Origin of the sequence: Sphingobacterium bovistauri (assembly GCF_020295405.1) — a bacterium.
Taxonomy (GTDB): domain Bacteria; phylum Bacteroidota; class Bacteroidia; order Sphingobacteriales; family Sphingobacteriaceae; genus Sphingobacterium; species Sphingobacterium bovistauri.
Window position 1 is genome coordinate 1 of sequence record NZ_JADEYP010000027.1, and the last position, 12,431, is coordinate 12,431.

Below are 12,431 nucleotides of genomic sequence, written 5' to 3' on the forward strand. Positions count from 1 at the left end.
TCAATAATTTTATTAACGGAAAAATAGATCTATTTGTTGTTGATTTTCTTTGGTTACTTTTGGGAATAATTAGTTTTATTGCTTTGTTGAAAATCAAAACTTATAAATTAAATTCCGAGGTGTATTAGTGGCTCATAAAACTTTATATTTAACTGAAGTGGATAATTATTTCTAATAACTAATAGAAAATAAAAAAGTTATATATTCTTAATTTTAAGTAAATTAATATTGATTTTTAATAAATAATTATTAGCTTACAAATTGAAAAACTAACCTATGATGAAAAAAATAATATTTGTTTCTGATTTACAAATAGGAAATTTTTTATTTCAATCTTTTATAGTTGATTTAGAAGGGGACTTAATATCATTTTCGATTTTTATAAAAGGAAATGAAGAACCAGCTGTTCAATTTATATGTGATATAAACTTGCAGGTCAATATTTTATTCAATCATAGAATATTAACATATATCAATTTAAATAAAACTAAAGATATAAAGAAGAGAAAGGAATTTTACCGGATGTTTGTCCAATTTCTTGTCGATTCTGAAAAGAAGGCAGCCTATATGATTTTTAAAAATCAAAAATTAAACTACATAAAAAAAAGTAAAGATTTATTAGCGATTAGGGACAGCTATATATATGAATAATTAACGAACTACTAACAAAATGAGGTCAATTTCAAATTAGAAAAATATTATTGATTGACCAACTCTATAATTTGAAGAAAACCATTAATAGATCAGAGTTAAAGGAAGTGCTAATTACCTTTGCTATGTAGCAGTTACAGGCACCTTTAACCTAGTTGAAATCTACAGTTAGATGGGGATTTGTTTACTTTTTTAATTTAATTAAGATAGAATAGTTTTAAATATCATTTAGAGTATTCATTTGAAATGTTTAGTTATAGGAATACAACTTTAATAAGTTAATTATTTTAACAAACTTAGATATGCATGTTATACATTCCATTTGAACAGGTAACAATTGACTTATTCCATGATTTGGTATCTCGTGGATATAAGGATTTTGTACTGCAAAAGTTTGAATGGCCATCTGTTACTTTTGGTAAAGGTTTCTTGTTGTCAGCTTATGAGAATAAAGAGCTAGCTCATGTACATGCATCTGAACTGGATGTTAAGGAAGGTAAAGCCTTGCATCTTCCCGATGATTTTGAAAAAATACAAAAGCTTCTTGAAGTGGATTCTGGTTACAGGATTTTCCTTAATAAAATTAAAAATATAGATTGGGAGAAACGTATGTTAAAACATTATAACCTTAACATCGTTAATTATTTACGTTCTAATACCAAATTTAAAAGAACGGATAAAATTGATATCTTGTTTACTTTAGAATATGGCCGAGTAAAAGCGATCATTGAAAGTAATGGAACTAGAAAGGAAGTGAATGCTTTTGATTTAATAAAATAATTACCTAAAATTTGATTTATGTGTTGGGATATTTCATTACATACGGACATTGAGCTTGTAAAAAATTCTTACCCTAAAATAAGGGATGAGCGTAAAAAGAAAGAGTATAACTACGACTATTTTGAAAATGTGCAGGCAATAACTTTTCCCGAATATCCAATAATTATGAAGGATAAGGAAGGTGAGGGGATAGCGCTATTGGAAATGGAATGGGGCGTACTACCTACTTATATTCAAGATCCAAAACTACAGGATGATAGAAGACGCAGCATGGTAAATGCGCGTAGTGAGCGTATTCTAGATGATAAGAAATCATTCTGGTATAGATTGAAAAATCAACGTTGCTTGATTCCTGTTTCAGGGACGTATGAGCATCGTAAGATTAGTGGTTGGAAGAAGAAAGTGCCTTACTACATTGCCGAGAAAGGTCGTGATATATTTTATCTTCCTGGGCTTTATCAATGGCATGAAACGGTAGATGAGGATGGGGTAGTGGAGAAGGTGGGTAGCTTTGGGATGATAACTAGAGATGCGAATGCTGTGATGGCTAATATACATAACGATGGACCGAACAAACACCGAATGCCTCTGTTTTTACCTGAAGATTTAGAAAAGCTATGGCTGTCGGATGATTTATCGGAAGATGATATGCGTGCCATTTTTCACTTTGAAATAGATACTAAAGATTTACTTTTTCATCCTGTATATACCTTAAGAGGTTATCCCAATAGACCTGATGATAAGCATCGTTATGAGCCCTTTGATTGGGAAGGCTTACCACCACTGGGTAATGATAAGCCCATAGCAAATACTTTATTTTAGGTGTTTTATTCTGCTGTACATTTATTCGTTTTTATCAATTTCATTTTATGACATTCATTTTGCTAATATTTTTAGTAAAATTGCAGAATGAAAATTGAGTTATATACAGTAGACATTCCTAAATCTTTATTTCTTCCTTATGTAGCAAATGGGATTAGTGCAGGTTTCCCAAGCCCTGCATTGGATTTTGAGGATACTAAAATAGATCTCAACAAAGAAATTGTTAAACATCCACTATCTACATACTATGGACGTGTACGTGGGGTATCCATGAAAAATGCGGGTATTGATGATGGGGATATCATGGTTATCGATAAGAGTATTAAACCTACTGACGGATGTATCGCTATTTGTTTTATTGATGGTGAGTTTACAGCTAAGCGTCTTTTAATTCGAAAGGATGAAATTATCCTGATGCCTGAAAATGATGATTATTCACCTATACGGGTTACCAAGGATAATGAATTTATTGTCTGGGGTGTGGTGACGCATGTGATTAAAGCTTTTTAGCCATGTATGCTCTTATTGATTGTAACAACTTCTATGCTTCATGTGAGCGTATATTTCGGCCTGACCTCATTGGTTTACCCCTAGTGGTTTTATCCAATAACGATGGTTGTGTAATAGCGCGTAGTAATGAAGCGAAAGCTTGTGGGATTCCTATGGGAGCAGCAGCTTTTCAGTATAGGGAATTATTTAAGCAGCATAATGTTCAAGTATTCTCCGCAAACTTTGCTTTGTACGGTGACATGAGCAATCGGGTCATGCAAACGCTTTCAAACTATTGTATTGATCAGGAGATATACAGTATTGATGAATGCTTTATGAAGCTTGATGGCTATGATTTTGTGGACTTGAAGGAGTACGGGATTAGAATGCGTGAGGAAGTATTTCGTAATACAGGGATTCAAGTGAGTGTGGGAATAGCTCCTACGAAATCACTGGCTAAAGTAGCCAATAGAATTGCTAAGAAATATCCGAAGGAATCCAATGGGTGTCATGTCATGCGCAGTGCTGCGCAGATAGAAAAGGCGTTAAAATGGTTGGAGATAGAAGATGTGTGGGGAATAGGGAGGCAGCATGCTAAACGGTTATTTCAGCTTGGTGTAGATACGGCCTATGATTTTACGAAGCTCAGTGATCAGTGGGTACAAAAGAATCTCTCTATTGTTGGGTTGCGGTTAAAGCGTGACTTGTCTGGAATACCTACCCTAGATTTGGAAGAGGTGGAGAACAAAAAGAATATTGCCAGCACGCGTAGCTTTGATGTGAATTACACAACGTTTGACCAGGTGCAGGAACGGGTATCTACATTTTCTTCGTCCTGCAGCGAGAAATTAAGAAAGCAGAAATCCTTTTGTAGTTCCATCACTGTTTTTGTGATGACTAATAGATTTAGAGTAGAACAAGTGCAGTACCAAAATTCAATAACAATTGATTTACCCTTTGCAACAAATTCTGCTATTGAACTTTCTAAATATGCTACCGTAGCGTTGCGCCGTATATTTAAAGAAGGCTATGCCTATAAAAAGGCAGGGGTAATAGTTTCTAATTTTACACCTGATGATGTGGAACAAATGACATTATTTGATAATCGAGATAAAAGGCATGATGCGCTGATGAAAGCCTTAGATCTGATGAATAAACAGTATGGGCAGCATACTGTTCGTTTAGCTTCTCAAGGTAAGAAGAAGTGGACGATGCGTCAAGAGATGCTTTCTCCATGCTATACCACTAAACTTAAAGATATCATTACCATTAAAATATAAATAAAGTTCAGTTTAATAGTGTTATAGGATTAAGCACTGAACCATGGGCTTTGTAAAACTTAATCATCCGATATTGATGAAATTGAAGATGCAGGGGTATACAATTCTGCGGTCTAATAATCCTTTAAGTGATGAAAATCCGACCTGGATACCAGAGAAGGTGGATATGGAGAAATTTTTTGATTTAGATAGTAAGTGGATAGCTCATGCATCTATACCTATGCATGAATTACATTTACTAGTAATTGATGATGCTTTGTATAATATTAGAAATGTTGACCTTTTTGGAGAGGTAATAGTAAGATAAAAGTGATTGTGTACTTGTTTTATTTAATTATTTGTAATACATGTTATTAAAGTTATTCAGTTAAAGTTTTTGTTTTGTATTTTAGTGTTTGTTTGAGTGCTGCATTCGATTGGTTTGTGTTGTTGAAATGAGCTAATCTTTATTTATAAATATTCAATTCACCTTAATAGTTGTTATGTTTCAACTTGGATATAATTAATAGTTGCTTTATTTAGCGTGCCCCTTTTAGGGTCGGGCTTTATGCTGCAATCTCTTTTAGAAAAGAGGATTTACACTTCAATCCCTCACGTGGGGTGTTAATATATGCTGACGCTATGCTGTTGTAAATCTTTATAATGATTGCATTAAAAAAATGGTTACAACATAAAATCATACGTTTCACAAGTTGTATTGGACTTTAAAGATAACCATTAAGATGCGCGACATCTATTTGGATTACTCTTTGTCTACAGTGGTAGCTTCTAAAGTCGGTGTAATATCACTTTGTCCTCTGTAAGATTGATGGAAGGAATATAATGAAATCTATCTCATATCGTCGACATGTTTGCAATAGAGATTACTTTAAGTGGTTTTGTTAAAAACTATAAGTTAAACGGCTCAAGACGAGATGTTTGAGTTTTTGATCAATTTATAGCAAGTAGTGTTGCAATTGCTAATTACAACATGTTTAACAAAAAAAAATAAGAAATTATTTAGCTTCGTTAATCTCCATTCAGTTAGTTCGCCAACCCAGTCCTATTTGCGAAATGTGTATATTTCGCCTGTGGTTGATGTAAGGTTTTTTAGATGAGTGATTTGTTTTTGGGGATTAGCCTGTTTTAGTAAATGCATTTTACCAAATAACTTTCCATAAATCAGAATTACAATTTCTTGCTTTTTATTAACATATTGGCTCAAAATTTAAACTTATAACTTTAAAATCTCATAAAACTCAGTTCTATAAATATCATATGAGATAAATTGTGCATACCATCAATTTACTTTCCCCCTTAACTTACGTTTTGCTTTGACCTCAAATAATAAATTTGTCTTAGAATATTGCAAATCATATAATAGAAAATGTAGTATTAGCTAAAAATATTAGTATATTTATGTTTAACCAGTTTATAATCCTGAATTTTATGAAAAACAAATCTCAGCATAACCTCTATGAACATTCAGAAGTTAAAGTGAAATTATTGGGGAAATATTTGCAAAAATATTTTAATATCATGAGTAATACGCCATATGTTACTATGGTTCATTATTATGATATGTTCAGTGGGCCAGGAATATACGATAATGCAGGAGAGGGAAGCCCCATGATAATTTTGAGGGAGCTAAAAGAAGCTCATTTTCGCGCAAAAGCTCGGAAAATTGACATGAGTAGTAAGTATAATTGTGTATTTAATGATATATGTAGTGAGAAAATAAGTGTCTTAAAGGAAAATGTAGTAGCTTCTAAAGTTCATTATTCACAAATTGGAACTTTAAATTATAGTAATAAGGATTATAAAGAACTATGTCCAGAAATTATAGAAAATTTTTCTAAGCTAGCGAAGGGGGAGAAAGCTTTTGTTTTCATTGATCCGTATGGTTATAAAGATGTAAGATTTAGTGAGATTAAAGATTTATTGAGGAATAAAAACTCCGAAGTTTTACTTTTTTTACCCACTCATTTTATGTTTAGATTCAGTGAGAGTGGGACCCCAGAGAGTTTACATGACTTTATTGAGGATATAGTTCCTCGTGATCAATGGCCCAAGAGCAAAACTGGCTTAGACTTTGTGCAGAATCTCAAAAATGCATTTCAAGCTCAGCTTGGCGAAGATTTTTTTGTAGATACATTTATTATAAGCAGAGATAAAAATCAGTTTTTTTGCCTATTTTTCTTTACAAGCCATATTTATGGGTTTGATCGTATGTTAGATACAAAATGGGAGATTGACTCTGAAGATGGTAGAGGATGGAAATATAATGCTGCAACTTTTGATTTATTTTCACAAAGTAATGTTCAGCCCAATACATCAAAATTTGAGAGATATCTTGGAGATTTCCTTAATCAGATTCGATCAAATCAAGAATTGTATGTTTTCACACTTAAATCTGGACATTTACCTATACATTGTACGCAGATTTTAAAGAAATGGCAGAAAGATAAGAAATTAGTTGCAACTTTGCTTAATGGGGAACCAGCTAGAAAATCGGCTTTTTATGTTTCATGGGATCATTTCAAGAATAATCAAGTTGCAAAGGTATATTTTAGTTTGAAATAATTAAGGAGCAAAGTAATGAAGACAACAAATATAGAATGGACAGAGGCAACATGGAATCCTTCTACAGGGTGTAATAAAATTACAGCAGGTTGTAAGCATTGTTATGCTGAGACTATGGCTAAACGCCTCAAAGCTATGGGTGCGTCTGGATATGAAAATGGTTTTGAATTTACTTTGATGCCAGAACGTTTGGATATGCCTCTACGAATCAAGAAACCAACTAAGTTTTTTGTTAATTCCATGAGTGATCTATTTCATGAAGAAATGCCTTTCGAATATCTTGATCGCATTTTTGATGTGATTTGTGCTACTCCGCAACATACCTATCAGATACTAACCAAACGAGAGCATATTTTAGACGAGTATTGTAAAACCCGCGTTATACCCGACAATGTTTGGCTTGGTGTCACAGTGGAATTCAAACAAGCTAAACATCGTATAGAAGTTCTTCGCAATATTCAGGCTCGTATTCGTTTTCTCTCTGTAGAGCCATTATTAGAGGATTTAGGAGATTTGGATTTGGCAAATATTCATTGGGTTATTGTAGGCGGAGAAAGTGGTCCAAAAGCAAGACCTATGCAACCGGAGTGGGCACTTAATGTTAAGAAACAGTGTGATGAGCAAAATGTCGCTTTCTTTTTTAAGCAATGGGGCACTTGGGGAGGAGATGGAGTGCGCCGTAGTAAAAAGGCCAACGGTCGTATACTTGCAGGCAAAGAGTGGAATGAAGAACCAGATTATGGATTAGTATAAAGTTTAATATTATTATTGTAGCCTAATTCCAAAATAGGAATATGTCACTGATAATAAGATGTTTGTGTACTATGAACCTTTCCAAAAGTAGTAATAAGTAGTTTTATGGCCAAGCGTATACCTGTCATTTATTTTACAAATTCCAGATGTGTATGTAGATTAGAGGTTGATGAGTTGAGTTTTGCAATTTCTAGTTTTAATACGCTTATTATTGATTTTGAAGATTCAGAATCTTCAATGAACTTCCAATAATATGCGTAACCTAAGAGTTTTTCTAACATTATGGGGTCAAATCTATCTATATGTTCAAGATGATTTAAAAAGCCATGCTTTTTAATAAAATAGACAGCCTGCCTAACAATACGTTTCTTTTCTCTTGGTACTTTAAGTTCGTTGTTGGTTATGGATATTCCAGTTATTACTTTTTTATGTGATTTTCTGAGAATACGAAGCTTCTTTTTATTCACTTTGAATCCTTCGGAATTAATTATAGATTTCACATAATGTAAAAATGAAATAGTAATTGAATCGCCTGAAAATGTTAAATCATCAGCATATCTAGTATAATTTAATTTTAATTTTTTACTTAACTTTTCTAATCTTATGTCAAGCCTTTTTATAATAAGATTACTAAGAATCGGGCTAGTAGGGGCTCCTTGAGGTAAAGAGTTGTGTAACGTACATATTCTAGCTAAACTAAATGAAATGTCTCTGGTGTACCCAGCCTTTAAGAATACGTTTATTACCCGATTGAAATTAATAGAAGGGAAAAAGTCTTTTAAGTCAACCTTCAGTATTTCATTTGTATTTAAATGAGGGATAGCGTTATCTTTTATAGTTTTATTTGCTACATATCCAGTAGCTTTTTCATGAACTGGTATAGCAGAAAGAATATATTCATATATTTTTTGCTGTAGATCTAGTAAAATACCTTTTGGAGCATGTATGACCCTTTTTCCATTGTTGTTTTTTTTGGGTATGTAAAACGATCTATAGAATGATTCGGGCGAATATATTACGTTATTAATCAAATTTAGTGGATGACCCAATAAACTAGCTAAATGATCCTTGCTCAATATAATAGGCAGGTTTTTGTTAATTAACCCTTTAGAATATATGTTTAAAGCATTTAGAGTTTTTTCTCCACGAAAGGTGTCCTCAATTAATCTTTGTATATTAAGGTTATATTTTGCTGTTTCCATTTTTAGTAATTATAGGATTAGGGCAATTACTTTCTATATATTTATCTTAGTTCTATTACTAATAATAGAACTGGTATCCTGTTAAGGTACCAACATAAATTCTCTTTTCAGATAATTTATGTTAGGCTAATTACAGCCTAATCAAAAGAGTCGACATCTAAACTCTGTATTGCTAATTTTTCTGCCCTAATAACCTATAAATACTTTTATCAAATTTAATCTTTTTATTCCCATTATCAATAACGAATTTTTCTGTAAAATTATCTTGTATTTTATGTCTTTGAAGCAATATATAATTTCTATTTGCAAAAAGCCAGTTCTGTCCACTTTTGGTAAGGCAAATGGTGTTTTCTTTGCAATGTATTAGCCCAAGTCCTTGATATTTATCTATAAATCGAACTATCTGAAAAGGGGATAGACGATATTTTAAATGGATTCCATAAATATCTACCAAATCGCTACTAATTAATTCTTTTAAAAATACAATATCCTCTTCGTACAGTTTCATATGCTTAGCCTCTCCTAAAAATTGATTCAAAGTCTTTTTTATCTTTTGTTTTATTTATCCAAAAAACAGGAAAAACATTATTGGATATATTATAAGATTGAATTTTAAATAATGCTTCAGATTCAAGAAAGCCTAGTGAAAACTTGGATGCTATATTGAATTCGGATTCTAGTCTCCTCATTGTTTCTTTTTTTTCAATTGAAATCTCAGGAGTATGATAATCCGAAATACCCTTCTTTATTTTTTTTATTATGAAATACTCTATCCCTAATTCATCTAAAGGAATTGTAGAACTTTTCATTCCAAGAAAACACATGAATTTTATTTGATACTCAGATATACCTTTTTCTAATAGTAAACTTTTTACATATTTTACTTTGCTAGAAATTGATGTTGCAGAACCTACAAAGTCATCAACTATTATAAGCACATCATTAGTTTTTATCTCATGCGCTGCCTGAACAATATTTGCAAATAATCTGTACTTATTTTTTAAATGTCCCTTAAGTGATTGAATTACTGTATGAGAGCTATCTGGCTTTGAATCATCAGCAATTGAACTAATAATTGTATTTTCGGGCGTAAGCTTCCAATCATCGTTTATTAAACTAGCCATGTTTATTAGGAAATCTTCAATATCATCACTTGTGAAAATCAAGAATCTGTGAATTAATTCTTCGATAAGATTTTTTTCATCATCATTGGCACACTTGTTCCAGAGGTTAGTAATGCCCTTATGGTACTTAAAAGTCCAATTATTTTCACTTATAATCTTAATAATTTTTTCCAAATCAGTTTGGGAATATATGAGTCTGGAGCGTTCTATGCTTTCTGCAAACATTGTTATCGAATATAGTCAGTAAAAAATTGTCATTATTATAATTTTGAACTATATTATGTCACTTAGGTTCAAATATTGCTTTTTTTAATCTTCAAAGTTTAAAAGTTCTGACATAGTTAAATTCAAACCATCAGCTATTTTTTTCAATATTGAGATAGATGAATTGGTTTCTGCTTTTTCAATTCGTCTTAATTGTCTTCGATCTAAACCACATCTGATAGCAAAATCTTCATATGATTTACCACTTTTTATTCTTATGTCTTCTATTCTTTTGCCCAATAGAATTAAATATTCTTGGTCTTTGTATTGTACATTAGTCATTTAATTAAAAATTTTATTGGACATACTTGTCCAATTTGTAAATAATAACTATATTTGAATTAGTTATTAAGCGACTAGTAGGATAGAGGTTTTATTCTCTACCGAAACGATGTCACTCATGAAAGAAAACCGTCAAATTTCCACATGGGTTAATCTTGAGTTCGCCATTTCTATTAGATTTTTATATCTTCGTGATATTGTCTAATAGGGCGAACTTCATGTAAGACTTTTGTGGAACCATGACTTAGGTTATGGAGGTTCTTGACGGTACCACTTTCAAAAGCTTTGGAGTTCGCCCTATTGGTTTTTACCTTCCAATTCAGCTTTCCTCCAGCTTTTTGAGTTGCATCGTTTTCATATACCAATTTTATAAACAAAAAACTATGAAAACGACAACAGACAGTACTCACCAATCCAAATCTCTGATATACGATCAGCGATGGATATCCCATTACAACATTTATAAGAACGTTATTCGTCATCCCGAATAATTCATGATTTATTTCACACAGAGCTTAATCAAGAAAGGAGCGTAATCAAATTTATTGAATATGCTAGTTTATCTTATTTGTTCTGTAGCCGACTTCTGTACTATATAAAGCAATACGTAGTAAGATGTAATAATCGGTTTTGTATTTTATTGTTCGCACTCTAATATACTACTCCTTATTTATTCTTACAAGTGATTTGAATCATATTGTGATTCAATAATGTTGTTTACAAAGTCGGCTTTTGAATTATTCAATTTTTGTATGTAAAAGCTGAATATAGTAAGAAGTAGATTTATTTTTTCTATTTAATAATTCGAATTTCTGCGTCAGCTTTTATGAATTAATCAAATTTATCTACCTAAAAAATGAAGAATTTTTATGAGGAGGGAAGAGATATGCTTACCAAAAAGGGCTGCATACCATTCAATTTAAATATTATAACCAGGACTTATATTGCTAAGGATTTCGATCTAGAAAGTAGTGATGTTGAATCATATACAAAATATTTGGAATTTGAGATTTATGAGCATCAATTAAGATCAAAATACAAAGAAGAACAAGATGTAACATCTTCTTATGGTAACGAAAAAGTAAATAATATCGTTCAGACATATTTTTTACAAATTATTAGACTTTTAGAAAATGCATATCTAAAATATAGAGTAGCAAAATTAAATTTCGCGCAAATTAGTTTACTCCTATATTTTATTTTTACTTTTTCACCGATCAATGTATTCTGTCAGAATGATTTCATCAATAGTAAAATTACTGCGTTACAAATTGGAGATACCATACCCAATACCTTATGGCAATTACCGATAAAAGTTATCAATCATCCTAATGGAAGAGATACAATAAAGTTATCTGATTATAGGGATAAGGGAATTCTGCTGAATTTTATTTCTAGCGGATGTAAAGGTTGTATTGAAGCGTTACCTGAATTAGAAAGAATTATTAGTTTTTATGATGATGATATTGTTTTAATTCCAGTAACAATGGAAAAACATGATCGCATGTCATCGTTTTTTAATCAAAATGAATATACTAAGAATTCTAAACTAACTGTTATAACTGATGATCGTATTTTAAAAGAATTATTTATTCATCGATATATATCACATGTTGTGTGGATTGATAAAGAAGGTATAGTACATAGCTTTTCAAATACCGCTCACATTCAAGATTTTACAATCGCAGATTTTTTAGCAGGAAACACTAAAAGTTGGCCAGTAAAACATGAATTTACTTCATTTTATGAAAGTCCAATTGTTAGCAGGACTTATAAAACGGAACATCTTCCCAATAATGAATTTAAGCAATTAAAATACATTGCATTTACCGGATATCTAGATGGGGTAGGTGCTTATTATGCTACCTCACTTGATACACTGGAAGGTGTTGAAAGGATATCGATCCGTAATGTGTCACTATTAGATTTAGGATTAATCTCAACAGGTTTAGGCCTTTTTAAACGTGGATCGGTTTTAAAGCAAGATTCTAGTAGTTGGAAGGTACTTAATTCAGGGAAATATGCATTTGAATTGTATACTGGTAAAAATTTAACTAGAGATCAATGGTATCAACTACATGCTGTTAGTTATGAACGTACTATACCATTGGGAACGAGTAATGCTGATAAATATAAGTTAATGATAGAAGATATTAAAACATTTTTAGGTATTGATGTAATAGTAAAAGGTGATGGATTGTTTTTTTACGAATTTTAATTTG

14 protein-coding genes are annotated in these 12,431 nt (G+C 31.6%); 9 read left to right on the forward strand and 5 right to left on the reverse strand.

The window, feature by feature from the left end; all coding sequences use genetic code 11:
* The first annotated feature begins 276 nt into the window (after positions 1–276).
* The 8 genes from IPZ78_RS13225 to IPZ78_RS13260 all read left to right on the forward strand — a co-directional run bounded on the left by IPZ78_RS13225 (position 277) and on the right by IPZ78_RS13260 (position 7,337).
* Positions 277–651 carry a hypothetical protein gene (locus tag IPZ78_RS13225; RefSeq protein WP_225554462.1) on the forward strand — a complete coding sequence of 125 codons (375 nt, stop codon included), beginning with the start codon at positions 277–279 and terminating at the stop codon, positions 649–651.
* 306 nt (positions 652–957) lie between these two features.
* Positions 958–1,431 (forward strand): hypothetical protein, encoded by a 474-nt coding sequence (locus IPZ78_RS13230; protein WP_225554464.1) that lies wholly within the window; start codon positions 958–960, stop codon positions 1,429–1,431.
* A gap of 18 nt (positions 1,432–1,449) precedes the next feature.
* The gene (locus IPZ78_RS13235) at positions 1,450–2,253 is read left to right on the forward strand and encodes an SOS response-associated peptidase (protein ID WP_225554466.1); all 804 of its coding nucleotides are present in this window, start codon (positions 1,450–1,452) and stop codon (positions 2,251–2,253) included.
* 87 nt (positions 2,254–2,340) lie between these two features.
* Entirely contained in the window at positions 2,341–2,763 is a 423-nt protein-coding gene (locus IPZ78_RS13240) for a LexA family protein (RefSeq protein WP_225554467.1), read from the forward strand.
* 2 nt (positions 2,764–2,765) lie between these two features.
* Positions 2,766–4,022: a Y-family DNA polymerase gene (locus IPZ78_RS13245; RefSeq protein ID WP_225554469.1), complete on the forward strand. Its 1,257-nt coding sequence runs from the start codon at positions 2,766–2,768 to the stop codon at positions 4,020–4,022.
* 43 nt (positions 4,023–4,065) lie between these two features.
* The gene (locus tag IPZ78_RS13250) at positions 4,066–4,329 is read left to right on the forward strand and encodes a hypothetical protein (protein ID WP_225554470.1); all 264 of its coding nucleotides are present in this window, start codon (positions 4,066–4,068) and stop codon (positions 4,327–4,329) included.
* Between the two features lie 1,121 nt (positions 4,330–5,450).
* Entirely contained in the window at positions 5,451–6,584 is a 1,134-nt protein-coding gene (gene tcmP / locus IPZ78_RS13255; RefSeq protein ID WP_225554471.1) for a three-Cys-motif partner protein TcmP, read from the forward strand.
* Positions 6,585–6,599: 15 nt separating this feature from the next.
* Positions 6,600–7,337, forward strand: coding sequence for a phage Gp37/Gp68 family protein (locus tag IPZ78_RS13260; protein WP_225554472.1), 738 nt, complete (start codon positions 6,600–6,602; stop codon positions 7,335–7,337).
* Between the two features lie 128 nt (positions 7,338–7,465).
* Here the strand turns inward: IPZ78_RS13260 and IPZ78_RS13265 are convergent, their stop codons facing one another.
* The 5 genes from IPZ78_RS13265 to IPZ78_RS13285 all read right to left on the reverse strand — a co-directional run bounded on the left by IPZ78_RS13265 (position 7,466) and on the right by IPZ78_RS13285 (position 10,691).
* Positions 7,466–8,539, reverse strand: a complete 1,074-nt coding sequence (locus tag IPZ78_RS13265; protein ID WP_225554473.1) for a reverse transcriptase family protein — start codon at positions 8,537–8,539, stop codon at positions 7,466–7,468.
* 172 nt (positions 8,540–8,711) lie between these two features.
* Complete coding sequence (locus IPZ78_RS13270; RefSeq protein WP_225554474.1) at positions 8,712–9,077, reverse strand: hypothetical protein; 366 nt, start codon at positions 9,075–9,077, stop codon at positions 8,712–8,714.
* On the reverse strand, positions 9,052–9,888 hold the full coding sequence (locus IPZ78_RS13275) for a phosphoribosyltransferase-like protein (RefSeq protein WP_225554475.1): 837 nt from the start codon (positions 9,886–9,888) through the stop codon (positions 9,052–9,054). The genes IPZ78_RS13270 and IPZ78_RS13275 overlap by 26 nt, the downstream gene beginning before the upstream one ends.
* A gap of 84 nt (positions 9,889–9,972) precedes the next feature.
* Complete coding sequence (locus IPZ78_RS13280) at positions 9,973–10,209, reverse strand: helix-turn-helix domain-containing protein (protein WP_225554476.1); 237 nt, start codon at positions 10,207–10,209, stop codon at positions 9,973–9,975.
* A 173-nt stretch (positions 10,210–10,382) separates the two neighbouring features.
* A complete protein-coding gene (locus tag IPZ78_RS13285; RefSeq protein WP_225554477.1) occupies positions 10,383–10,691 on the reverse strand; it encodes a hypothetical protein in 309 nt (102 codons plus the stop codon).
* Positions 10,692–11,065: 374 nt separating this feature from the next.
* Here IPZ78_RS13285 and IPZ78_RS13290 point away from each other — a divergent pair, with 374 nt between their 5' ends.
* The gene (locus IPZ78_RS13290; protein WP_225554478.1) at positions 11,066–12,427 is read left to right on the forward strand and encodes a peroxiredoxin family protein; all 1,362 of its coding nucleotides are present in this window, start codon (positions 11,066–11,068) and stop codon (positions 12,425–12,427) included.
* The last annotated feature ends 4 nt before the right edge of the window (positions 12,428–12,431 follow it).

Bases quoted from the DNA above. Each gene is read 5' to 3' on its own strand.
- IPZ78_RS13225 (WP_225554462.1), top strand. From the start codon at position 277: ATGATGAAAAAAATAATATTTGTTTCTGATTTACAAATAGGAAATTTT.
- IPZ78_RS13230 (WP_225554464.1), top strand. From the start codon at position 958: ATGTTATACATTCCATTTGAACAGGTAACAATTGACTTATTCCATGAT.
- IPZ78_RS13235 (WP_225554466.1), top strand. From the start codon at position 1,450: ATGTGTTGGGATATTTCATTACATACGGACATTGAGCTTGTAAAAAAT.
- IPZ78_RS13240 (WP_225554467.1), top strand. From the start codon at position 2,341: ATGAAAATTGAGTTATATACAGTAGACATTCCTAAATCTTTATTTCTT.
- IPZ78_RS13245 (WP_225554469.1), top strand. From the start codon at position 2,766: ATGTATGCTCTTATTGATTGTAACAACTTCTATGCTTCATGTGAGCGT.
- IPZ78_RS13250 (WP_225554470.1), top strand. From the start codon at position 4,066: ATGGGCTTTGTAAAACTTAATCATCCGATATTGATGAAATTGAAGATG.
- tcmP (WP_225554471.1), top strand. From the start codon at position 5,451: ATGAAAAACAAATCTCAGCATAACCTCTATGAACATTCAGAAGTTAAA.
- IPZ78_RS13260 (WP_225554472.1), top strand. From the start codon at position 6,600: ATGAAGACAACAAATATAGAATGGACAGAGGCAACATGGAATCCTTCT.
- IPZ78_RS13265 (WP_225554473.1), bottom strand. From the start codon at position 8,539: ATGGAAACAGCAAAATATAACCTTAATATACAAAGATTAATTGAGGAC.
- IPZ78_RS13275 (WP_225554475.1), bottom strand. From the start codon at position 9,888: ATGTTTGCAGAAAGCATAGAACGCTCCAGACTCATATATTCCCAAACT.
- IPZ78_RS13280 (WP_225554476.1), bottom strand. From the start codon at position 10,209: ATGACTAATGTACAATACAAAGACCAAGAATATTTAATTCTATTGGGC.
- IPZ78_RS13285 (WP_225554477.1), bottom strand. From the start codon at position 10,691: ATGACGAATAACGTTCTTATAAATGTTGTAATGGGATATCCATCGCTG.
- IPZ78_RS13290 (WP_225554478.1), top strand. From the start codon at position 11,066: ATGAAGAATTTTTATGAGGAGGGAAGAGATATGCTTACCAAAAAGGGC.